The sequence below is a fragment of the Croceicoccus sp. Ery15 genome (assembly GCF_020985305.1).
GTDB lineage: Bacteria > Pseudomonadota > Alphaproteobacteria > Sphingomonadales > Sphingomonadaceae > Croceicoccus.
The window spans coordinates 2,880,999-2,900,732 of the sequence record NZ_CP087588.1; the positions used below are offsets into that span (position 1 = coordinate 2,880,999).

Sequence of the window (19,734 nt, forward strand, 5' to 3'; positions counted from 1 at the left end):
AACCGCCGAAAAGCGCAGGCCTTGGCCGCGTCGCCGCAAAGTGGCGCCAGCGTTTACGTTTTGTTGACCAACTGCAGCCATGGTGAACTCCATGTTCGCCAAGTTTCCCAAGCTGTCGCGCACGCAACCGGATTTTCCCGGCGCGGATGGCATAGAAGGGCCGACACCGACCGAAGTTCGCGAACAACTTTCTGACAGTTTCGACCTGGTCGCGCATGAGGCTGCCGGTCACGGCGCCCGTTCGCTCGACTGGCATTCGCTGCGGGCGAAGCTGAGCGCGGAGCGCGATTTGCGCGGCGCGCTAAAGGGTGAGAACGAGGCGATGGCCAGCTGGATCCGTGCCGATGGCAGCTTCGACCCCCGCGCGGCCGAGGCGCTGTGCGGCCATGCAAACCCGCATCATCCGCCGTTTCAGGATGTGGCTGCCGCCGTCTCGGATGAAAATTTTCACATTGCGCAGGGTCGTTTACCCGATCCTAAGCCTTCGCAATCTATCACCGGGTCGGGATGCAGCGTGTCGGCGGATGACGGCACATCGGCATCAGGGTTGAGTGTTGAGGATTAGATGATCGAGAACCAGGACATCAGGCCATCAATGGTGATCGGACCGCTTGGCGAGCCGCTCACGATTGACGACCTGCCCCCTCCTTCCACCAAAAGGTGGGTTGTGCGGCGCAAGGCCGAAGTGGTGGCTGCCGTCAACGGCGGTTTGTTGTCGATCGACGATGCGTGCGAACGCTATGATCTGACGCTGGAGGAATTCGCCTCTTGGCAGCGCGCGGTCGAACGCTCGGGCATGAAGGGCCTGCGCGTCACGCGAATCCAGCATTATCGCGACCTTTACGAGCGGCAAATGAAATACTGATTCCCAAGTCTGACGAAAATCGCGGACAGAATCTTTCAATTCCAAAGGAACATCCGGCCTGATACGCCGTTCATCCTCCAGCAACTAAGAGGAGAACTGCCGTGGGTTGGATTATTGCGCTTATCGTGGGCGGTGTTGCCGGCTGGCTGGCCAGCATGGTCATGAACCGCGATGCATCGATGGGCATTTTCTGGAACATCGTCGTCGGCTGCGTCGGATCGCTGATCGGTAATGCGCTGGCCGGACCGCTGTTCGGCGTTCAGGGCACCGTTCAGGCGTTTTCGCTGACCGGCCTGATCATCGCGTTTGTCGGTGCGGTCGTTCTGCTGGCCATCGTGAATCTGGTCCAGCGCGGGCGCGTCCGCTAACACTTCGCAACACTCGCAAAGGGACGAACGTTCAATTCTGCTCTGCGAAACGCAATTGTTTCGCAGAGCAGCAAGTGATAACAGCCGAAATCATCGGTGGGCTCCGTGGTGACTGCGGAGCCCGTCGTTTTTCGGCGCAAGTGCCTCGGTTCAGATCGGGCGCCCAAGCCATCAACCGCCAGCCGCCGGGAACGGCTGGTGTGTTCATACAGCCGCTTGGGGACGGGCGGCAGCAGGCGACCGACAAATGAATTACGACAGGTCCATAGAGACTGAAGGGGCGATTCCAGCAATGCATGACCGGATCGTCGATAGCGACTATTCCGATCTGGGCACGACGGAAGAGGATGGAGGCCGCAAGAAGCGGTTCGTCCTGATCGCTGTGGTTGGCGCATTGGCACTGGCAGCGGTGGTCGGTTTCCTGATCTGGCGCAGTTCGATCGCACCGGCCGAAACCGAAATGCAGGTCCCCATCGTCAGCGTCGCGGTTCCCGGTAAGACCACCGTTTCGGGCGAGATTACCGCCACCGGCACATTGGCCGCGCGCCGCCCCATGCCTGTCGGTTCAGTGGGCGAGGGCGGATCGGTCGTCGATGTCATGGTCGATGCGGGCGACTGGGTCCGTGCCGGACAGGTTCTGGCCGTGATCGACCGTTCGGTGCAAAGCCGTCAAGCCGAAGCTCAGGCCGCGCAGGTGCAAGTGGCCCGCGCCGATGCCGAGCTGGCGCAGGCCAATCTCGACCGTGCGTTAAAGCTGGTTGATCGCGGATTTATATCGACTGCCGATGTCGACCGGCTGACCGCCACCCGCGATGCCGCCAATGCCCGCGTCCGCGTGGCAGAGGCGACCCTTGGCGAATTGCGCGCTCGCAATGCGCGCCTGAATATCGTGGCGCCTGCGGGCGGCCTGGTGCTGGAACGCAATGTCGAGCGTGGGCAGGTCGTCGGCGGTGGCGGAAGCCCGCTGTTCGTGCTGGCGCGCGGGGGCGAGATGGAGCTGAACGCCCGTATCGGTGAAGGCGATCTGGCACGGTTGTCGGTGGGCGTCCCTGCCGAAGTGACGCCGGTGGGCGGCAAGCAGGTCTTTACCGGGCAGGTCTGGCAATTGTCGCCGACCATCGACGAAACGTCGCGTCAGGGCGTGGCGCGTATTGCGATGCCCTATGACAAGGCGCTTCGCCCCGGCGGTTTTGCCACGGCGCGCATCACATCGGGCTCGATCACCGCACCGATCCTGCCCGAATCCGCGATCATGTCGGATGCAGAGGGCAGCTTCGTCTATGTAGTCGACACCGATAACAAGGTGGCGCGCAAGCCTGTCGAACTGGGCATGGTGACGGCCAAGGGCATCACCATCGCCGACGGTCTTGCCGGGAACGAAAAGGTCGTTCTGCGGGCAGGCGGGTTCCTCAGCCCCGGCGATGTGGTCGAGCCGACCACCGCCGAACTCGACGGCTGAGGAGGGCGCGATGGATCTTCGCAATATATCGGCGTGGTCGATCCGGAATCCGGTCGTCCCGATCGTACTTTTTGCAGGGCTGATGCTCGCTGGCATCGTCAGTTTTATGCGGATGGAAGTGCAGGACCAGCCGGACATCGAATTTCCGGTCGTGATCGTCGTCATCTCGCAGCCGGGCGCCGCCCCGACTGAGATCGAGAACCAGATCACCCAGCTGGCCGAAGCCGCGATCCAGAACGTCGAAGGCGTGGTCAATATCAACTCGACCGCCAGCGAGGGTAGCTCGCAGACAGTCGTCGAGTTCGAAATCGGTGCCGATGTTGCGCAGGCAGTGAACGAGGTGAAAGCCGCGATTGATCAGATTCGCGGCGAGTTGCCCGACGGCATCCTCGAACCGCGCGTATTCCGCGCACAGACATCGTCCGATCCCATCGGATATTTCGCGGTTGCCGCGCCCGACATGACAATCGAGCAATTGAGCTGGTTCGTCGACGATACGGTGACGAAACGGCTGCTGTCGATCGACGGCATGGCCGAAGTGGGCCGCGGCGGCGGCGTCGACCGCGAAATTCTGGTCGTGCTCGATCCGGCGCGTATGCAATCGCTGGGCGTGACAGCCAGCCAGGTGAACGCACAGCTGCGCCAGCTAAACGTCGATGCCGCAGGCGGACAGGCCGAAGTCGCCGGTTCGCGCCAGTCGGTCCGTGTGCTGGGAAATGCCGAAACCGCCTATGAACTGTCGCAGATGCAGGTTCCGCTGGGTGGCGGGCGCACCGTCAGGCTGGCCGATTTCGCGACGGTCACCGACCGCTACAGCGAGATTACCTCGCTCGCCAAGGTGGGCGGGCGACAGGTGGTGACATTCTCCATCGCGCGTGCGCGCGGCGCTTCGGACGTCAGCGTTTTCGATGCCACGATGGAACAGCTTGACCGCATTGCCGAAGAAAACCCCGGCGTGACATTCGAGACGCTGTTTACATCGGTGCCCTATACCAAGGCGCAGTATAACAGTTCGATGCATGCCATGGTGGAGGGCGCGGTGCTGGCCGTGCTGGTGGTGTTCCTGTTCCTCCGCGACTGGCGCGCGACGATCATCGCGGCCCTGGCGATCCCGCTGTCGGCGATCCCTACATTCTATTTCATGGATTTGATGGGCTTTACGCTCAATTCGCTGTCCTTGCTGGCCCTTGGGCTGGTCGCGGGGGTGCTGGTCGACGATGCCATTGTGGAGATCGAGAATATCGTTCGCCACATGCGCATGGGCAAAAGCGCCTATCAGGCGTCGATCGATGCGGCGGACGAAATCGGGCTGGCCGTGGTGGCCACCACTTTCTCCATCGTGGCGGTGTTCCTGCCCGTTGGTCTGATGGGCGGGGTGCCCGGACAGTTCTTCAAGAATTTCGGCCTGACCGTCGTGGTTTCCGTGCTGATGAGCCTTGCCGTCGCGCGCATGATCACGCCGATGGTCGCGGCCTATTTCCTGAAGGCCAAGGGCCACGCCAGCCACGGCGAGGGCAAGTTGATGGACCGCTATATGGGGGTCCTTCGCTGGTCGCTCGACAATTCGAAGGCGGTGTCCCATCGCCGGACTCTGGTGCGCGAGCCGCTGCATTTCAGCTCCGCATTGCTGGAGACGGTTTTTACGCTGCTGGTCCTTGCCGCGATCGTCGCGGGGCTCGGCGTCGGGTTTAGCCTGATCTATGGCAAGCTCGACCTCTCGGTCATATTGCCGACCAACCCCAGCACGCTGATGCAACCTTTTGTCGGCATGGCCAAGCTGCTGATCGAGGCCGTGTTCTTCATGGCCGTGATGCTGGTGCCTGCCGTGTTCGCCTATGTCGCGGTCAAGGGGCTGGGGCTGCTGTTCCGCCTGATGGGCGGACATGTCGCGCGCTATCACGCATTCTACACCGGTCGCTGGGCGGCACGGCTGCGCGATCATCGCCTGTGGATGGTCGGCATTGGCTTTGGGTCGCTGATCTGGTCGGTCATGCTGCTGATGTCGGTGCCGATGCAGTTCTTCCCGAACTTCAATTCCGATTTCAGCCGTATCCGTCTGGAAATGGTCCCCGGCACCACGCTGGAACAGACCGAAGCGGTGATGGACAAGGTTGCCGGCATTATTAACGAGCGCCCCGAAGTGCGAAGCGCGCTCGAGCGGGTGAACGAGGGCAATGCCCGCATGTTCATCAACCTGAAGGAAGACCGCGACAAGACGCAGCAGGAGTTCGAGCGCGAGCTGACCCCGATGCTGCAGAATATCCCCGATGCGCGAGTGAGCTTTCAGGACATGCAGGGCGGCGGCGGCACGGGTCGGCCGATCTCTGTGATGCTGTCAGGCTCCGATCCCGACCTGCTGGATGAAACCGCGCGCCAGCTGGCGCAGGAAATGCGCAGCATTCCGGGTGCGGTTGCTCCGCGGGTCGAGGCGGACTTGCAACGGCCCGAGCTGATCATCCGTCCGCGCGCCGAACTGGCTGCCAGCCTTGGCGTAACGACATCGGCGCTTAGCCAGACGATCCGTATCGCGACATTGGGCGATATCGACCAGAACGCCGCGCGCTTCTCTCTGTCGGACCGGCAAATCCCGATCCGCGTGCGCCTGTCCGAAACCGCGCGCCGCGATCTGGATGTGATCCGCAACCTGCCGGTGCAGACCGCATCGGGCGGTTCGGTCCCGCTGGAGCGAGTGGCGGAAATCGGTTTCGGTTCGGGGCCGACGACGATCCAGCGCTATAACCAGCACCGTCGCGTATTCGTGGGTGCCGATCTGGCGCCGGGCGTGGCCAAGGGCACGGTCGATGCGGCGGTCCAGCAATTGCCGATCATGCAGAACCTGCCCGCGGGCGTGTCCAACGCTCCGTTCGGCGCGGACCAGTGGCAGGCGGAAATGCTGAACAGCTTCGTCATTGCGCTGGTATCGGGCATCCTGCTGGTCTTTGCCGTGCTCGTGCTGCTCTATCACCGCTTCATCTCGCCGCTGGTCAATATGGGCTCGCTGTTCCTCGCGCCTCTGGGCGGGGTGATCCTGCTGATCATCGTGGGGTACGAACTGTCGATGCCTGTGTTCATCGGCATTCTGATGCTGTTCGGCATCGTCGCGAAGAACTCGATCCTGCTGATCGATTTCGCGATCGAGGAAATGGCCGCTGGCGCAGGCCGCAAGGAAGCGATTGTCGAGGCGGGGCACAAGCGTGCGCAGCCGATCGTGATGACGACCGTGGCGATGACCGTCGGCATGATCCCGACGGCCATTTCGCTGACGGGCGATTCGGCATGGCGCGCGCCGATGGGCGTGGTGGTGATCGGCGGGCTGATCCTGTCGACACTGCTGACCCTGCTGATCGTGCCCGCAGGATTCAGCCTGGCCGACGGGTTCGAAAAGCGCGTCGGTCCGCTTTTGCGCAAGCGACTGCTGACTTATGATCCCTCGCACCGCCACGAAGGCGGCGGGCAAGCGGGTAGCCTGCCCGCCGAATAGGGCGGCATGGACGGTCATTTGACGGAGCAGCAAGCCCATCCGCCGTTAGAGCCCCTGATCGAGGACCAGAGCGACCGCGGCCGCACCATGCGTCGGGTCGCGACGGGGCTGCTGGTGCTGATGGCGCTGGTCTTTGTGGTGTCGCGCAGCTTCGAGGATCGAATCACGGGCCTTGATTTCGTGACCGCCTTTGCCGAGGCGGCGATGGTCGGCGCATTGGCAGACTGGTTCGCAGTGACCGCGCTGTTCCGCCATCCGCTGGGCATTCCGATCCCGCATACGGCGATCATCCCGACGAACAAGGACCGCATTGCCGATTCGATGGCGCGCTTCCTGCGGTCCAATTTCCTGACACCCGCCGTCGTCGCCCGCCGGATGCGCGCGATGAATGTGGCGCGGGCGGCTGGCGATTACCTTGCCAGCCCGCCCAAGGGGCAAGGCAACGGGGTGCGCGCGGGTGCCGCCGAATTGCTGGCACAGGCGCTCGAATCGCTCGATCCCGAAAGGCTGGGCGATCAGGTGCGGCACGGGCTGGCCGCGCAACTGGGCCGCCTCGAAATTTCCCCGCTGCTGGGCCAGATGCTGTCCGCCGCGATCGCGGACAAGCGCCACTTGCCTTTGCTTGAATCCATCGTCCGCTGGGCGGGCAAGACACTCGAATCGAACGAGAGTCTTGTCCGCACTATGATTCACGAGCGCGCCAATGCGCTGCTGCGCTTCACCGGACTGGACGAGCGGCTTGCCAATTCGGTGCTCGACGGGCTGTATCGCTTGCTGGCCGAAATGCTGGTCGATCCCAACCACCCGCTGCGCGCCAAGGTGGAAGAAGGGTTGGAAAAGCTGGCCCACGACCTCGTTCACGATCCCGATACGCGCGCAAGGGTTGAAGGGATTAAGCAGGAGTTGCTGGCCAATCCCGCCGTCGCGGGCTGGTGGCAGGGCGTCTGGGAACGGCTGCGGGGCAGCCTGATAGAGGCGGCGCGCAATCCCGACAGCGCGATGGGTGGCCAGTTCGCAGGCGCATTGCAAGAGCTGGGCGAGGCATTGCGCGGCGATGCGCGGTTGCAGCTACAAGTGAACCGCTTTGCCCGCCGCAGCGCGGTCGGCATCGCCAACCGATATGGCGACCAGATCGTCCGGCTGGTGTCCGAAACGGTCAAGCGTTGGGACGCCACCACCATTACACAGCGTGTCGAAGGCGCGGTCGGCCGCGACCTTCAGTTCATCCGCATCAACGGCACGCTGGTGGGCGGGCTGGTCGGACTTATCATCCATGCGGTCGACGTGTGGGTGCTTTAGGACGGGATCGTAAAATTGATCCGCTGGATATAATAGGCCCTGACTGCATTTCCGTCCGTGTCGGTCGCCGGCTTGAATGTCAGCGTTTCCAATGCCTTTGCGCAAAGCGTTTCCGAAAAACCGGCCGGTTCGGTTATGTCATAGGCATGGCAATCGCTGGGCGAACCGTCCGCTTCCACTGACAAACGCAAGGTCACGATCCCGCGGCCGCCCTGTCGAAGCAGTTCGGGAGGATATTCGATTGCGTCGGTAAATGCGGTGACGTTTTCGATTACAGGCCCTGTCTTCAGCGACCGCATTTCTTCGATATCGAATCCCCACGATGTAACGAACGCTTCGCCGCAATGAGTCAGTTTTGCCAAAACGGGCTCTAACGGCCCGGTCATCAGGATCTGACGGTCGCTGCTTCCGATGCGCAGGCTGATCGTATCGAGTGTACCGGACAGATAATACGCAGGCGCGTATGTGCCATAGCTGCCAACTTTTCCATCGACGATCGGACCGGCGGTCTGCAATGAAGCGATGTAAGTCATCGTCCCAAAGCTGAGCGAAGGGATACCATCCTTCGTTTCGCCGGAATAGAATGCGCGGTCGAATGGATTTCCATCGCCGATCCGCATCTCGGCCAGACGACGAGTACGAGACGGATCGTTGCGGCTGTTTAAAAGCCTTTCGCTAGCTCCAACCGGCTTTCCGAAAAATGAGACATCGTAATAATGACCGGGTGCAATCTGTTCCAGCCGAAGCGTTACGGCAGATTCGCCTTCACCAAAGCTACGCGCGGCGATGCAGGAATAGGCCCCATAATGAACGTTCCATTTCGACGCCGGCGCCAATGCCACGTCTTTGGCCGAGGCATGGGACACGGAAAGGAAAGTTGCAGGCAGGATTATGGCTGCCACAGATTTACTGATCATGTCGGATGCGACCCCATTCCCTTAAAAAACGGCTGACAGGGGATAACCCCCTGTAAAATCATTATCCGCTGCGAAATTGGTAAAGCTCATCGAGATGCTGCGGTCCAGCGCCTCGACATGGTGCCACCAGCCGATGGGCAGGAAGATCGCCTCGCCCGCATCGATGGTGCATTCCAGCATGGGCGGGGTGGCGATGGTGTCGTCCAGAAAATCGTCCAGCGTCCAGTCGCTGAAACAATGCAGGCTGTTGCGCATGCGGGCCGTTTCCCAGCTTGGCACCATACGCACCCGCTTGCGGCCCGATACCTGCACCAGCAGATTATTGGTAAGGTCGTGGTGAAACGGCGTCAGCGTGCCGCGCGGACCCATCCAGAAAAAGCCGTCGCGCCCGCCGCTTTCGCGCAGGATCGAAACAGGCGCCAGATCGTCCCACAAGGGAGCGAGCGTGGCCTTGTTGGTCTTGTCGTTATAGGCGGTGATATAGAAATCATTGCTCGCCTCGTCGCGGCGCAGCAATTCGATCACCGCGCGCATGGGCACGCGCCGTTCATGCGCGGTCTTGTCACTTTCGTAACGCGGTGAAGCGCCGTGCTGGCCCTGCAATTCGACAACAGCATTGCCCAGAGTTTGGTCAAGATAATCGAGTGTCCAGCGTTCCAGTGCGGGCCAGTGATCGACCAGCCCTGTCAGCTTGACGGGACGGTTGGCAAAGTAGAACGCGCGGAAGAAGCGCTCCGGTTCGATCGCGTGCACGGTCGGAATGTTATGCGCTGCGTCGTTCTGGGCATGGAGGCGGGCATAAAGGTCCAGCGTCCAGTCGCGTTTTGCCAGCCTGTTGGAGAGCTGTCGGGCGGCCGCGAAGAACGGGTCCTTGGCAAGGCATTTCAGTTCGTAATCCGCGCTCTTGTCGCTGGCGCCGCTGTCAAGCAGCCGGGCGCGGATCTGCTGTTCGTCACAGCCGTCGAGGAGCGCCTGCGCGATCACGTCGCGCTTGGCATGGGGTGATTCGCCGGTTTTCGCCATGCGACTGTTTAGAGCGCGAATATTGCGCGAGAAAGATGGGGCGACATGCTGTCCGCATGCCGCCCCATGGGCATTACAACTTCTCAATCAATTCCGGCACGGCCTTGTAGAGATCGGCGACGAGGCCGATGTCTGCGACCTGGAAGATGGGCGCGTCCTCGTCCTTGTTGATGGCGATGATGGTCTTGGAATCCTTCATGCCGGCAAGGTGCTGGATGGCGCCGCTGATGCCGATGGCGATATAGACTTCGGGTGCGACGATCTTGCCGGTCTGCCCGACCTGATAATCGTTGGGGACATAGCCTGCGTCGACCGCAGCGCGCGATGCGCCCACGCCTGCGCCAAGCTTGTCGGCAAGCGGCATGATCGTCGCCTCGAAGGTCTCGGCGTCCTTCAGCGCGCGGCCGCCCGAGACGATGATCTTCGCGCTGGTCAGTTCGGGGCGTTCGCTCTTGGCGAGTTCGGCGGAAACGAAGCTCGACTTGCCCGCATCGCCGGTGGAGGCAATCGCTTCGATCGCAGCGCTGCCGCCGGTGGCTTCCGCCTTGTCGAAGGCAGTGCCGCGTACGGTGATGACCAGCTTGGGGTCGCTGCTCTCGACCGTGGCGATGGCATTGCCTGCATAGATCGGACGGGTGAAGCTCTTGTCGCCCTCGACCGAGAGAATGTCGCTGATCTGCATCACATCGAGCAATGCGGCCACGCGCGGGGCGATGTTCTTGCCGGTGGTGGTGGCAGGAAACAGCACCGCGTCATGCGTTTCCATCAAGCCCTTGATCAGCGGCGCGACATTCTCGGCCAGCTGGTGTTCGTATGCGGCATCGTCGGCGACATGGACCTTGCCCACGCCCGCGATCTTCGCGGCGGCTTCGGCCACAGTGCCGCAGCCCGCACCCGCGACCAGCAGGTGCACCTCGCCCAGCTTCGACGCAGCGGTCACTGTCGCCAGCGTCGCATCGCCCAGATTTGCATTGTCGTGATCGACATAAACAAGCGTCTTCATCATGCTACTCCAAGCGCTTTGAGTTTGGCGACCAGCTCGTCGACATCGGCGACCTTCACGCCTGCCTGACGCACCGGCGGTTCGGACACGTTTAGCGTCTTCAGACGCGGCGCGATATCGACGCCGTAATCAGCCGGAGTCTTCGTCTCCAAGGGCTTCTTCTTCGCCTTCATGATGTTCGGCAGGCTCGCATAGCGCGGCTCGTTCAGGCGCAAATCGGTGGTCACGATCGCTGGAAGGCCCAGCTTCACCGTCTCCAGCCCGCCATCGACTTCGCGCGTCACGTTCACGCTATCGCCGTCGATCTCGACCTTGCTCGCGAACGTGCCTTGCGGCAGGTCCATCAGCGCGGCCAGCATCTGGCCGGTCTGGTTGCTGTCGTCGTCGATCGCCTGCTTGCCCAGGATAATCAGGCCCGGCTCGATCTCGGCGGCCACAGCCTTCAGGATCTTGGCCACCGCCAGCGGTTCGACCTCTTGATCGGTCTCGACCAGCACCGCGCTGTCCGCACCCATCGCCAGCGCCGTGCGCAGCGTCTCCTGTGCCTTGGCAGGGCCGATGCTGACCGCGATGATCTCTTCGACCTTGCCCGCTTCCTTCAGACGGATCGCTTCTTCCACCGCGATCTCGTCAAACGGGTTCATGCTCATCTTCACATTCGCAAGATCAACACCCGAACCGTCCGCCTTCACACGCGGCTTCACATTGTAATCAATCACCCGCTTCACGGGCACTAGGGCTTTCATGGCTAAAGCACTCCCATCGATTGGTTGCGCGATTACTGCCCATCCGGCGGCAATCGCCTGTATTCTGCTGCCATCTGATAGAAGTTGACCATTACGTCAATCAACTGCTTTTTGGGTTAGCCTAGATGGCAGCATGCGGATCAATAACGGTTCGCGCACAAAAAAGGGGGCGTTTGGCCCCCTTTTCCGTTTCGCGGGGTCGCCCGATCAGGCGGCCTTCTGGACTTCGCCCACGATCTTCTTCGCGGCGTCGCCCAGATCGTCGGCCGGCACGATCGGCAGGCCCGAGTTGGCGAGGATTTCCTTGCCCTTCTCGACATTCGTCCCTTCGAGACGGACGACGAGAGGAACCTGCAGGTTCACTTCCTTGGCTGCCGCGACGATGCCGTCGGCGATGATGTCGCACTTCATGATACCGCCAAAGATGTTGACGAGGATGCCCTCGACAGCAGGATCGGACAGGATGATCTTGAAGGCCGCGGTCACCTTCTCGGTTGTGGCGCCGCCGCCTACGTCGAGGAAGTTGGCGGGGAACGCACCGTTCAGCTTGATGATGTCCATGGTCGCCATGGCAAGGCCCGCGCCGTTCACCATGCAGCCGATGTTGCCGTCGAGCTTGATATAGGCAAGGTCATATTCCGAAGCCTCGACTTCGGCAGGATCTTCCTCGGTAATGTCGCGCAGTTCGGCCACGTCGGGGTGGCGGAACATGGCATTGCCGTCAAAGCTCATCTTGGTGTCGAGGACGAGGAGGTTGCCGTCCTTCGTTTCGACCAGCGGGTTGATTTCCAGCATCTCGCAATCGAGCGCGAGGAAGGCTTCGTAAAGCTGCTTGGCCAGCTTTTGCGCCTGCTTGTTCAAATCGCCCTTCAGCTTCAGCGCAAAGGCCACCGCACGTCCGTGATGGGGCTGGAATCCCGAAGCCGGATCGACGGTAATGGTGGTGATCTTCTCGGGGGTCGAATGCGCGACCTCTTCAATGTCCATGCCGCCTTCGGTCGATACGATCATGGCAATGCGGCCCGTGGCGCGATCGACCAGCATCGAGAGGTAATATTCCTCGGCGATATCGACGCCGTCGGTGACATAGAGGCGGTTGACCTGCTTGCCCGCTTCGCCCGTCTGGACGGTAACGAGCGTGTTGCCGAGCATTTCTGCGGCATCCGATTTCACATCGTCGATGCTCTTGGCAAGGCGTACGCCGCCCTTGGCCTCGGCGCCCAGTTCCTTGAACTTGCCCTTGCCGCGGCCGCCGGCGTGGATCTGCGCCTTCACGACATAAAGCGGCCCGGGAAGCTTCTTGGCAGCCTCGACCGCCTCTTCAACCGTCAGGGCTGCATAACCCGTGGGGACGCCGACGCCGAATTTGGCCAGCAGTTCCTTTGCCTGATATTCGTGAATGTTCATCGAAATAATCCTCGCCAATGCCTGATGCGGCCATCGCGCCGCTGTAGGAAGGGTTCGCTTGGCACGCGTCTAAGCATAGCCGCGCCCACTTGAAAAGGGCGCTTGACGCCTAAAAAGGGGTGCTTGGCGTTTTGTTACGAGACTTTGCGAAGCATTAGCGATAAAACCGCAACGCAAGACGCTTCGCACATGCGGCAAACCTGTGCCAAAAGGCAGCTTGCATGCTTGATTACACCCGATTCGACGCAATTATGGCCGAAGCCGCCCGCATCGCGATGGCGGAATTTCCCGGTGCGGGAAATGAAACGACCGCATGGCGCAAGGAAGACGATACGCCCGTATGCGCCGCCGATCTGGCCGTGAACCGCTTTTTGGCCGAATCGCTGCGCGATCTGCTGCCCTCTGCAGGCTGGCTGTCGGAAGAAACCGCCGACAATCCCGATCGGGTAAAGGGCGGGTTGTTGTGGCTGGTCGATCCCATCGATGGCACGCGCGATTTTCTGCGTGGTCGCGCCGGTTGGGCCGTTTCGGTCGCGCTGATCAGCAATGGTCGTCCGTTGATCGCGCGCCTGGCGGCCCCGGCGCGCGGTGAATTATGGGCGGCGGAGGCGGGGCGCGGCGCGCGGCGCAACGGTCTGGCGTTAAAGGCCAGCACCCGCGCCGCATTCGATGGTGCACGCATTCCCGCCGATGCGACGATGCGGCTGCCCCCCTTGGTCAATGTGCCCAAGCCCAATTCGATCGCGCTGCGCATTGCATTGGTCGCCAGCGGAGAGGCGGATGTCGCTGCCAGCACGCGGCTGGGCTATGAATGGGATATCGGGGCCGCTGCGCTGATCGCGCGTGAGGCGGGGGCGACAGTGACCGATGCGCTGGGCGGCCAACTTGCGTTTAACAAGGCCGATCCGCGTGCGAAGGGCATACTGGCCACGGCGCCCGCGATTCACAGGGCCGCCACCGACTGGCTGGCAGGTCGGGACGATCGTTTGCGTCACAATTGACGCGGACTTCTCAAGAAAAGGGTCCTCGAACGAAAAAGGCTCCGGCAGCCTGCGCCGCCGAAGCCTTCTCCTTTCCAAATAGATGGATTGCCGGGCTTACTGGCCCTGAGCGGCCTGAACGTCCTGCTGGCTGATCGGCAGGATCTTGATTTCCACGCGGCGGTTCATGGCGCGGCCTTCTTCGGTATCGTTGCTGGCGACGAAATAGTTCGGATCCTCGCCAAAGCCCTTCGTCGCGATGCGCGCCGCAGGGACGCCCTTGTACGACAGGTAATTCGCCACGGCCTGCGCACGCTTTTCCGACAGTTGCAGGTTATACGCGTCGGCACCCGTGTTGTCGGTGAAGCCGTACACGTCGATCAGGCTGTCGGGATAGTTGATCAGCGACTGGGCAATGCCGTCCAGCGTGCTGCGGAAGGCTGGCGAAATTTCGGTGCTGTTGACGGGGAAGGTGACGCCATTGGGCAGGTTGAGATTGATGTAATCGCCTTCCTGCTCGACCTCTACGCCGGTACCGGCGGTCACTTCCTTCAGCTCCTTGATCTGCTGGTCCATCTTGTAACCGACCACACCGCCGGCCGCGCCGCCGATGCCCGCGCCGATGATGCGGGCGGTCTTGCCGCCGACGATGTCGCCCAGCAGATAGCCAAGGCCCGCACCGCCCGCGGTGCCGAGCGCGGTGCGCGAAATCTTTTTCTCGCCCGTGTTGGGATCGGTGACGCAGGCTGAAAGGCTGACCAGCGATGTCGCGACAAGAGCGGCTGCTACGAAACGGTTTTTCATGGGATTGCGGTCCTCTTCTTCATACGCCCGCCTGCCGATTGAGCGATCCCGAAACGACGGCGGATCGGGTATATTGCGCTAAACGCATTATATGACATCTGCGTTCCCGACCCGCGAACCGGAACCGGAAACGCAATTGCTTGCGGGCGGGATATGATTGCCGCTAATTGCTTCGCCACGCAACTCGGTCTCAACGGCAGTCAGAGCAACTAATTGTCCCCATTTCCCTGGTTCGACCTACTGATCATCGCGGGTTTGATCGTATTGAACGGTCTTTTCTCGATGTCGGAACTTGCCATCGTGTCCGCGCGCCCCGCACGCCTGCGCAAGCTGGCAGAGGATGGCAGCAAGGGGGCGAAGGCCGCGCTCGCGCTGGCGGCCGATTCGGGCAAGTTCCTGTCTACCGTGCAGATCGGCATCACGCTGATCGGCATCGTGGCGGGTGCCTATTCGGGCGCCAGCCTGGGCCAGCCCGTGGGTGAACGTCTGGCGTTACTGGGTCTGGATACGGCGACCGCCCAGCAATTGGGCTTTATGCTGGTGATCGTGCTGACCACCTATTTCTCGCTCACCGTGGGAGAGCTGGCGCCCAAGCAGATCGCGCTGCGCGGGCGGGAGACGATCGCGTGCCTTGCCGCGCCGCCCATGACGATACTGGCCAAGGTTGCCGCGCCCGTGGTCTGGCTGCTCGACAAATCAACCGATGCGCTGCTGCGTCTTGTCGGCGTGCGGCAACAGCGCGATGCGGGCGTTACCGCCGATGAATTGCACCTGATCATCAGCGAGGCGACGCGTTCGGGCGCGATCGAAAAGACCGAGCAATCGATCATGGCCGAAGTGCTGCGTCTTGCCGAACGGCCCGTGCGCGAACTGATGACCCCAAGGACAGAGATCGACTGGCTGGAACGTCGCGCCACGGTCGAGGAAATGCGCAAGGTTATTGCCAGATCGCCGCATTCCCTGTTGCCGGTGGCGCAGGGATCGGTCGATGACGTGATCGGCGTGGTCAAGGTGCGCGAATTGCTGGCCGCGCTGGTCAAGGGACACAAGCCGCAGATGACGCGGCTGATCAAGAAGGCCGAGATCCTGCCCGACCAGATCGACGCGCTCGATGCCTTGCGGATCATGCAGCGCGGCGATGTGGCGATGGCCTTCGTGCACGACGAATACGGCCATTTCGAAGGGATCGTGACACCCGCCGATCTGCTGGCGGCACTGGTCGGCAGCTTCGTTTCGCACGCGGACGAGGGGGACGATCCCCTGCTGGTGGAGCGAGAGAACGGCTCTTTGCTGATCGCGGGTGCGCTGCCTGCCGACCGCATGGCCGACAGGCTGGGGATCGACCTGCCCGACCAGCGCGAATTCGCGACGGCGGCGGGCTATGCCTTGTGGGTGCTGAAAAAGCTGCCCGTAGAGGGCGAGAGCTTTATCGAACAGGGCTGGCGGTTCGAAATCGTCGACATGGATGGCCGCCGCATCGACAAGTTGCTGGTCGAAAGCGTCGGCGGTGCGGCCAGACCGGACGACACAGCCGGATAGGGACGTTTATCCGGGAATGACTGCCTGTGCATCACGGCCATCGCCCTGCGGCGCGGCCACAATGTCACGCGTGACCTGACCCTTTTCGACCGTATTCGTGTCGGGATCGCCCACGGCCGAACGGATCGCCGGATCGGCGGTGCCCGCCTTGCTGACGGCGCTGGTTTCGACGCCGCTGCGGGGCGCGGGGCCGCCGAACAGCGTGTCCATCGCCTGCTGGCTGGCACCGGGGGTCTGCGGGCGCGGCGCGCCGGGTTCGGGCGGGGTCAGCGCGAAATCGGGCGGAACCGCCAGCGGAGCCTGACGCGAGACCGCCATTTCATCGGGACGGTCGCGGTTGAACAGGTTCAGGCCGCCGCCGCATCCGGCCAGCATGGCCAGCGCGGGAAGGGCAAGAAGGGCGGGCTTGATACGCATCGTCAATTACTCCGTGGCCGATTTGGCCGAAACTTTCGCGGCATCGCTCTCGTCCTTGTCGCGTATGAACAGCGTGCGGGCAAGCAGCAAGACCACGCCAAGGGTTATCGCCACATCGGCAAGGTTGAAAACGGCAAAGGGCCGCCAGTCGCCAAGGTGGAAATCGGCATAGTCGATCACATGGGTCAGGCGGAATCGGTCGATCAGATTGCCGATCGCGCCGCCCAGAATCAGCGCCAGCGACAGAATATCGCCGCGCTTCTTTTCAATGAACATCCACACCAGAACGCCGAGCGAGATCAGCCCCGTCACCGCGAACAGGGCGACACGGCTTTCAAGGCTTTCGGCGGCGAACATGCCGTATGACACGCCCGGATTGGTCGCATAGCGCAGGTCGAAGAACGGCAGCACTTCGATCACCTGCCGCTGGAACAGCTCCACCGGACCCAGCAGCAGCGCCTTCACTCCCTGATCCAGCGCAACGATCACCGCCGCGAGGATCAGGCCCAGCCTGCGATCGGCTGTCAGGTGCGCGGCCAGCTTCATGCTGCCTCTGCCGCCGAAACCACGCTGTCGCAGCGGTCGCACGCGTCGCCATCCTCTGCCACTTCGGGCAGATGGCGCCAGCAGCGGCCGCACTTGGACATATCGGTGGGCGTGATCGTCACCGTATCGCCCTGCCCGCGCGTCACTGTCGCTGTGATGAACAGCTCTGCCAGATCGGCATCGCTGAACCCTGCGGGAACGGCGCCTTCGGGTACGGTCACCTCGGCGGCAAGGCTGGAGCGGATGGTCTTTTCTCGGCGGAACGGCTCGATCGCCTCGTTCACATTTTCGCGCAGGTCACGCAGCCTGTCCCACACCGCCTTGTCGGCGCGCAGATCATCGGCCAGCGCGATTTTCGGCCATTCCAGCAAATGCACGCTACCCTGATCGGGGAAGCGCGTGCCCCAGACTTCCTCTGCCGTGAACACCAGCACCGGCGCGGCATAGCGGACAAGGGCGTGGAACAATATATCCAGCGTCGCGCGATAGGCGCGGCGCTTCACATCCGCCGGATCGTCGCAATACAGGCAATCCTTGCGGATATCGAAGAAAAAGGCCGACAGATCCTCGTTACAGAAATCGGTCAGCGCGCGGGTATAGGCGTTGAAGTCGAAATCATTGACGCATTGCACCAGCTTTGCATCCAGATCGGATAGCAGCGTCAGCACATAGCGTTCAAGCTCGGGGAATTGGGCCATTTCGGGCACGTCGGTTCCGTCATAACCGTCCAGCGCGCCCAGCAGATAGCGGAAGGTGTTGCGCAGCTTACGATACTGGTCGGCCACGCCCTTCAGGATTTCGGGGCCGATGCGGTGATCCTCGGTATAATCGACCGACAGGGCCCACAGACGGATGATGTCCGCGCCATAATCGCGCATCACGTCCAGCGGGCTGATCGTATTGCCCAGCGATTTGGACATTTTCATGCCCTTGGAATCCATGGTGAAGCCATGGGTCAGCACCGCGTCATAGGGCGCACGGCCGCGCGTGCCGCAGCTTTCCAAGAGCGAAGACTGGAACCAGCCGCGATGCTGGTCGCTGCCTTCCAGATAGAGATCGGCGGGCCATTTCAGTTCTGGCCATTTGCCCGATTCCAGCACGAAGGAATGGGTGCTGCCCGAATCGAACCAGACGTCGAGAATGTCGGTCACCCGCTCGTAATCGTCGAGGTTGTAATCGGGGCCGAGCAGGTCGGCGGCGAATTCCTCGTCCCAGCCGTCGACGCCGTGGGCGCGGATATTGGCGACGATGCGCGCGTTCACCGCATCGTCGACCAGATATTCGCCCGTCTTGCGGTGCACGAACAATGTGATCGGCACACCCCACGCGCGCTGGCGCGAGAGCACCCAGTCGGGGCGGCCGGCGACCATTGAACCGATGCGGTTGCGGCCCTTTTCGGGCACGAAGCGCGTATTGGCCAGCGCGTGGAGCGCGGCCTGACGCAAGGTGCCATCGGGCTCGGCGTGGCCGCCTTCGTTTTCCCAGCGCTGTTCGGCGCGGTTATCGGCGATTTCCACCATGCCGGGCTTGTCCATCGGCACGAACCATTGCGGCGTGCAGCGGAAGATGACCTTGGCCTTGGACCGCCAGCTATGTGGATAAGAGTGTTGATAGTCCGTGGACGCGCTGAGGAGAGCGCCAGCCTCGCGCAGGTCGGAGCAGACCGGTCCGTCGGGCGCGTTGAACTTCGGATTGATGACCGACATGTTGCGTTCATCGCCCCGACCCAGCCACAGCCAATCCTCGCGGTAGCGGCCATCGCCTTCCACCACGAATTTCGGATTGATGCCGTTCGCCTTGCACAGCTCGAAATCGTCCTCGCCATGATCGGGCGCCATGTGGACGAGGCCGGTGCCGGAATCGGTGGTGACAAAGTCGCCCGCCAGCATGGGGCGTAGCTCGGCGTAAAAGCCGCCGAGATGGTGCATCGGGTGGCGGACCTTTGTGCCGGCGAGGGCGGAGCCGAGGCCGCGCCAGACGATATCGGTCGATTTGTCGGGCGTGCTGTCAAAGATCCGCGCGAACACCCCTTTGGCCAGTTCGGGGGCGCTGCCGATCAGGAGCACGCGACCGTCCACCTTGTAGGCGACATACTCAACGTCCGGCCCATAAGCCAAAGCCTGGTTCACCGGGATCGTCCACGGCGTCGTCGTCCAGATCACCGCATGCGCGCCGACCAGTGCTTCCACCGGCGACTCAACAATCTCGAACGCCACGTCGATTTGGGTCGAGGTGATGTCCTCGTACTCCACCTCGGCATCGGCCAGCGCGGTCTTTTCGACCGGCGACCACATCACCGGCTTCGCGCCGCGATAAAGCTGGCCGCTCTTGGCGAATTTCAGCAGTTCGCCCACGATGGTCGCCTCGGCATCTGGGTCCATGGTGAGGTAGGGCTTGTCCCAGTCGCCATTGATGCCCAGCCGCTTCAGCTGTTCACGCTGAACATCGACCCAATGCGCGGCATAGGCGCGGCATTCGGCGCGGAATTCCTTTTGCGGAACCTCGTCCTTGTTTTTCTTTTTCTTGCGATACTGCTCTTCCACCTTCCATTCGATCGGAAGGCCGTGACAGTCCCAGCCGGGCACATAGGGCGCATCCTTGCCCAGAAGGCTCTGGGTGCGCACCACCATGTCCTTCAGCACATGGTTCAGCGCATGGCCGATATGCATGTCGCCATTGGCATAGGGAGGACCATCGTGCAGCACGAAAGTCTCTCGCCCCTTACGCGCCTCACGCAATTGAGCGTAAATATCCTGTTCCTGCCAGCGCGCCAGAATTGCAGGCTCCTTGGCGGGGAGTCCGGCTTTCATGGGGAAATCGGTCTTCGGCAGGAAGACGGTATCTTTAAAGTCGCGCTTCTCAGTCATAACCGCCGCGCAC

The 19,734-nt window shown here is 62.1% G+C and carries 17 protein-coding genes; 8 read left to right on the plus strand and 9 right to left on the minus strand.

Translation table 11 applies throughout. The features are described 5' to 3' along the window. Positions 1–91 precede the first annotated feature (91 nt). The 6 genes from LOZ77_RS14140 to LOZ77_RS14165 all read left to right on the plus strand — a co-directional run bounded on the left by LOZ77_RS14140 (position 92) and on the right by LOZ77_RS14165 (position 7,472). Positions 92–565, plus strand: a complete 474-nt coding sequence (locus tag LOZ77_RS14140; protein ID WP_230279638.1) for a hypothetical protein — start codon at positions 92–94, stop codon at positions 563–565. Beyond that, positions 566–865, plus strand: coding sequence for a DUF1153 domain-containing protein (locus tag LOZ77_RS14145; RefSeq protein WP_230279639.1), 300 nt, complete (start codon positions 566–568; stop codon positions 863–865). Positions 866–966: 101 nt separating this feature from the next. After that, entirely contained in the window at positions 967–1,233 is a 267-nt protein-coding gene (locus tag LOZ77_RS14150; RefSeq protein WP_230279640.1) for a GlsB/YeaQ/YmgE family stress response membrane protein, read from the plus strand. Positions 1,234–1,480: 247 nt separating this feature from the next. Next, entirely contained in the window at positions 1,481–2,692 is a 1,212-nt protein-coding gene (locus tag LOZ77_RS14155; RefSeq protein WP_230279641.1) for an efflux RND transporter periplasmic adaptor subunit, read from the plus strand. Between the two features lie 10 nt (positions 2,693–2,702). Further along, entirely contained in the window at positions 2,703–6,173 is a 3,471-nt protein-coding gene (locus LOZ77_RS14160; RefSeq protein ID WP_230279642.1) for an efflux RND transporter permease subunit, read from the plus strand. 87 nt (positions 6,174–6,260) lie between these two features. Then, positions 6,261–7,472, plus strand: a complete 1,212-nt coding sequence (locus LOZ77_RS14165; RefSeq protein WP_230281883.1) for a DUF445 domain-containing protein — start codon at positions 6,261–6,263, stop codon at positions 7,470–7,472. On the opposite strand, the gene LOZ77_RS14170 is transcribed toward LOZ77_RS14165, so the two are convergent. From LOZ77_RS14170 to sucC, 5 genes are all read right to left on the minus strand, one after another. After that, the gene (locus tag LOZ77_RS14170; RefSeq protein ID WP_230279643.1) at positions 7,469–8,389 is read right to left on the minus strand and encodes an energy transducer TonB; all 921 of its coding nucleotides are present in this window, start codon (positions 8,387–8,389) and stop codon (positions 7,469–7,471) included. The two genes, LOZ77_RS14165 and LOZ77_RS14170, sit on opposite strands and share 4 nt — an antisense overlap. Positions 8,390–8,410: 21 nt before the next feature. Next, positions 8,411–9,412, minus strand: a complete 1,002-nt coding sequence (locus tag LOZ77_RS14175; RefSeq protein WP_230279644.1) for a cupin-like domain-containing protein — start codon at positions 9,410–9,412, stop codon at positions 8,411–8,413. A gap of 73 nt (positions 9,413–9,485) precedes the next feature. Then, a complete protein-coding gene (locus LOZ77_RS14180; RefSeq protein WP_230281884.1) occupies positions 9,486–10,415 on the minus strand; it encodes an electron transfer flavoprotein subunit alpha/FixB family protein in 930 nt (309 codons plus the stop codon). Then, positions 10,415–11,161, minus strand: a complete 747-nt coding sequence (locus LOZ77_RS14185; protein WP_230279645.1) for an electron transfer flavoprotein subunit beta/FixA family protein — start codon at positions 11,159–11,161, stop codon at positions 10,415–10,417. The genes LOZ77_RS14180 and LOZ77_RS14185 overlap by 1 nt, the downstream gene beginning before the upstream one ends. Before the next feature lie 207 nt (positions 11,162–11,368). Beyond that, on the minus strand, positions 11,369–12,568 hold the full coding sequence (gene sucC / locus LOZ77_RS14190; RefSeq protein WP_230279646.1) for an ADP-forming succinate--CoA ligase subunit beta: 1,200 nt from the start codon (positions 12,566–12,568) through the stop codon (positions 11,369–11,371). A 221-nt stretch (positions 12,569–12,789) separates the two neighbouring features. Here sucC and LOZ77_RS14195 point away from each other — a divergent pair, with 221 nt between their 5' ends. Beyond that, complete coding sequence (locus LOZ77_RS14195; protein ID WP_230279647.1) at positions 12,790–13,569, plus strand: 3'(2'),5'-bisphosphate nucleotidase CysQ; 780 nt, start codon at positions 12,790–12,792, stop codon at positions 13,567–13,569. Positions 13,570–13,665: 96 nt separating this feature from the next. Here LOZ77_RS14195 and LOZ77_RS14200 read toward each other — a convergent pair whose 3' ends face one another. Continuing rightward, positions 13,666–14,352: an OmpA family protein gene (locus tag LOZ77_RS14200; RefSeq protein ID WP_230279648.1), complete on the minus strand. Its 687-nt coding sequence runs from the start codon at positions 14,350–14,352 to the stop codon at positions 13,666–13,668. 213 nt (positions 14,353–14,565) lie between these two features. Between LOZ77_RS14200 and LOZ77_RS14205 the strand changes: the two genes are divergently transcribed. Then, entirely contained in the window at positions 14,566–15,891 is a 1,326-nt protein-coding gene (locus LOZ77_RS14205) for a hemolysin family protein (protein WP_230279649.1), read from the plus strand. Between the two features lie 6 nt (positions 15,892–15,897). Here the strand turns inward: LOZ77_RS14205 and LOZ77_RS14210 are convergent, their stop codons facing one another. From LOZ77_RS14210 to ileS, 3 genes are read right to left on the minus strand one after another with little or no spacing between them, the layout of a single operon-like run. Next, positions 15,898–16,308: a DUF3035 domain-containing protein gene (locus LOZ77_RS14210; protein ID WP_230279650.1), complete on the minus strand. Its 411-nt coding sequence runs from the start codon at positions 16,306–16,308 to the stop codon at positions 15,898–15,900. Positions 16,309–16,314: 6 nt separating this feature from the next. Then, on the minus strand, positions 16,315–16,854 hold the full coding sequence (gene lspA, locus LOZ77_RS14215; RefSeq protein WP_230279651.1) for a signal peptidase II: 540 nt from the start codon (positions 16,852–16,854) through the stop codon (positions 16,315–16,317). After that, a complete protein-coding gene (ileS, locus tag LOZ77_RS14220) occupies positions 16,851–19,721 on the minus strand; it encodes an isoleucine--tRNA ligase (protein WP_230279652.1) in 2,871 nt (956 codons plus the stop codon). The genes lspA and ileS overlap by 4 nt, the downstream gene beginning before the upstream one ends. Positions 19,722–19,734: the final 13 nt, after the last annotated feature.

Excerpts from the sequence above, each read along its gene's own strand:
- LOZ77_RS14140 (WP_230279638.1), top strand. The coding sequence starts at position 92 with ATGTTCGCCAAGTTTCCCAAGCTGTCGCGCACGCAACCGGATTTTCCC.
- LOZ77_RS14145 (WP_230279639.1), top strand. The coding sequence starts at position 566 with ATGATCGAGAACCAGGACATCAGGCCATCAATGGTGATCGGACCGCTT.
- LOZ77_RS14155 (WP_230279641.1), top strand. The coding sequence starts at position 1,481 with ATGAATTACGACAGGTCCATAGAGACTGAAGGGGCGATTCCAGCAATG.
- LOZ77_RS14160 (WP_230279642.1), top strand. The coding sequence starts at position 2,703 with ATGGATCTTCGCAATATATCGGCGTGGTCGATCCGGAATCCGGTCGTC.
- LOZ77_RS14165 (WP_230281883.1), top strand. The coding sequence starts at position 6,261 with ATGCGTCGGGTCGCGACGGGGCTGCTGGTGCTGATGGCGCTGGTCTTT.
- LOZ77_RS14170 (WP_230279643.1), bottom strand. The coding sequence starts at position 8,389 with ATGATCAGTAAATCTGTGGCAGCCATAATCCTGCCTGCAACTTTCCTT.
- LOZ77_RS14175 (WP_230279644.1), bottom strand. The coding sequence starts at position 9,412 with ATGGCGAAAACCGGCGAATCACCCCATGCCAAGCGCGACGTGATCGCG.
- LOZ77_RS14180 (WP_230281884.1), bottom strand. The coding sequence starts at position 10,415 with ATGAAGACGCTTGTTTATGTCGATCACGACAATGCAAATCTGGGCGAT.
- LOZ77_RS14185 (WP_230279645.1), bottom strand. The coding sequence starts at position 11,161 with ATGAAAGCCCTAGTGCCCGTGAAGCGGGTGATTGATTACAATGTGAAG.
- sucC (WP_230279646.1), bottom strand. The coding sequence starts at position 12,568 with ATGAACATTCACGAATATCAGGCAAAGGAACTGCTGGCCAAATTCGGC.
- LOZ77_RS14195 (WP_230279647.1), top strand. The coding sequence starts at position 12,790 with ATGCTTGATTACACCCGATTCGACGCAATTATGGCCGAAGCCGCCCGC.
- LOZ77_RS14200 (WP_230279648.1), bottom strand. The coding sequence starts at position 14,352 with ATGAAAAACCGTTTCGTAGCAGCCGCTCTTGTCGCGACATCGCTGGTC.
- LOZ77_RS14210 (WP_230279650.1), bottom strand. The coding sequence starts at position 16,308 with ATGCGTATCAAGCCCGCCCTTCTTGCCCTTCCCGCGCTGGCCATGCTG.
- lspA (WP_230279651.1), bottom strand. The coding sequence starts at position 16,854 with ATGAAGCTGGCCGCGCACCTGACAGCCGATCGCAGGCTGGGCCTGATC.
- ileS (WP_230279652.1), bottom strand. The coding sequence starts at position 19,721 with ATGACTGAGAAGCGCGACTTTAAAGATACCGTCTTCCTGCCGAAGACC.